Origin of the sequence: Acidiplasma aeolicum (assembly GCF_001402945.1) — an archaeon.
GTDB classification, from domain to species: Archaea; Thermoplasmatota; Thermoplasmata; order Thermoplasmatales; family Thermoplasmataceae; genus Acidiplasma; species Acidiplasma aeolicum.
Map to the genome: position 1 here is coordinate 1 of NZ_LKBG01000084.1, position 2,356 is coordinate 2,356.

2 protein-coding genes are annotated in these 2,356 nt (G+C 35.1%); both read right to left on the minus strand.

Features of this window, described 5'->3' with window-relative positions:
• Positions 1–276: 276 nt before the first annotated feature.
• Positions 277–624 (minus strand): hypothetical protein, encoded by a 348-nt coding sequence (locus AOG54_RS02615; RefSeq protein WP_048100847.1) that lies wholly within the window; start codon positions 622–624, stop codon positions 277–279.
• A 192-nt stretch (positions 625–816) separates the two neighbouring features.
• On the minus strand, positions 817–2,256 hold the full coding sequence (locus tag AOG54_RS02620; protein WP_156150263.1) for an MFS transporter: 1,440 nt from the start codon (positions 2,254–2,256) through the stop codon (positions 817–819).
• Positions 2,257–2,356 lie beyond the last annotated feature (100 nt).

A 2,356-nucleotide genomic window follows, 5' to 3' on the forward strand; every position in this document is an offset into this window, starting at 1 on the left:
TATGACGTCTCCCTCACACGGAGAAGATCGCCGGTTCGAATCCGGCCAGGCCCATGCTTTTATACTGATACATCTAATAAAGATGTCTCAGATGAATAATTCACATATGTTTTTTCTGAAGAAGTTTCATTTATAGGGAATAGTAATGAAAAATCAGTAATTAGTGAGGAATTTGAATTGTGAATAAAATTATTATCTAAAACTGCCATTCCAGATACTAAAAATAAGGCAACAAGGAAGACTGTTAAAAATTTTTTAATTTTAAATTGTTAAACATTAATTATCCCCTATATTTTTTATTTTTTTATCTTCCTTCCATCCGAGATAGTACATTGCAATGCCAAATACAATCATTACGCCAAAAAATAGAAGCCCGAGCATTCCATTGAAATTGTTGAGGCTCAAGTTATGCTGGTACATTGATATCTGGCTGGCAGAAGTGGCTTGCTTAAGTGCGGAAGAATAAGAAACATAGCCGGAATAATAAGCCATTGCTGTGACCAAAAATCCTGCAAGGCCAAGAAAAGCCATTGCAAAGCCTGCAGATTTAAAGCCACCAGCGTAACCTGCTATGCCGATAAGTATAACGAATATGCCTATCATTGCAAAGATAAATGCATCCATTTTATCTCAACCCTGTATTTATGATATTATCTTGGTTGTATTTAAATCTTTCATCAATTAGATGCTTATAATATTTTTTCAACGCGATAGAACTATCTGATAAATTACTATCATTTTCAAGGGCTATGCCCTCCTACTGGATTGCAAGTGCCTCCAACATGCTTTAATCTATTTTAGGATTTTTTTCAAGAATTAATTCGTATTTTTGACCTTTTTAATAAACGCTGTAAAAATGAATCCAAATATCACAAAAACAACGCCTATTAAATATATATAGTTATATGCTGTTGCATCAGGGAATCCATGTTTTATGGCAACCAAAATACCGTTTACATCGACTTCGCCAACAACCACGGGTACTGTATACATTGTTTCAAGAACGCCGCCAACGGCAGGTGCTATTGACATACCTATATCCCTGAATACTGTATTTATTCCTGTGGCCTCACCGGCATGCTCCCTTGGGGTTGATATTAATAATACATTAATTATGCCAACAAGCATCATGGATATGCCTGCACCCACGAACATTGTGTCCAGCAGAATTTCAAGCAGTGATGATCTGTAAAGGTATAAAAGTATAAAACCTATTAAATCAACAGTCAAACCTATAAATATGGCAAGTTTTGGTCCTTTTCTGCGTATTACCCTGGCCGCAACAGGTGCAAAGAGCATATTCATTACAGTTGCAGGAAACATGATCAAACCAGAATCTATAATAGATTTGCCAAATCCTGCTGGTGCTGGGTCCTGAAGAAGTGTTGGAACAGTGAAGAAAAGAAAATACATTGCTGCCATGGCAAACAATCCAATGATATTTGCCATTAGAACGTTCCTGACCTTTAAGAGCTTCATATTTATAAAAGCATATTTATAATTTGATTCAAAGTATACAAAGACGAAGAACATTATAAATGAAAAGACAAATAGGGAAATAATTAGGGTGGATGTCCACCCATATGTTTGCCCCTCTGATAGTGCAAATATGAATGTTATTAATGGTATGGCAAGCAGGGAAACACCTATGTAATCAATCCTCTCCCTGTGTGGCTTTGAATAATCCTTTAAATAAATATATGTTAATATTAAAAGTACTGCAGTAACAGGAATGGCTGTATGGAAATCATACTGCCAGCCCAGGTCTTCAGTTATATATGCACCAAGAACCAAACCTATTCCTGAACCTATTGCAAAGGTTGCACTCATTATCCCCTGTGCAAGTGCGAGTTCTTTTTTTGGAACGACGTCATTGATTATTGCAAAGGCTATTGGTATCATACCAAAACCCAGACCCTGAACAGCCCTTACTGCAATTAATTCATCCAGTGTTCTGGAAAATCCACCAAAAGACACTGCTATGAGATAGACAATGCCGAGTGCAAGAAAAACCCGTTTTTTGCCTATCATATCTGCCACCCTGCCAAAAATTGCGGCAGATACCGTACCTGAAATAATATATGCAATTAGTATCCATGAAACATTATTATATGTTGAGTGAAAGAATTTTATGAATATTGGTATGGCCGGGACTATCATCGTCTCTACGTATATTATTAATAATCCGGAAAATGCCATTAATGCTATTGTTATATTTATATCTCTTTTTGATGGAGTCTTAATGTTATAGGTCATTGTACCCATATTAAAACTTTATTAATAAATATTTCTTATACAGAACATTAACAAAAATACAAATAAATTTTCAAATATATTAAAATAAAATTAAATAATA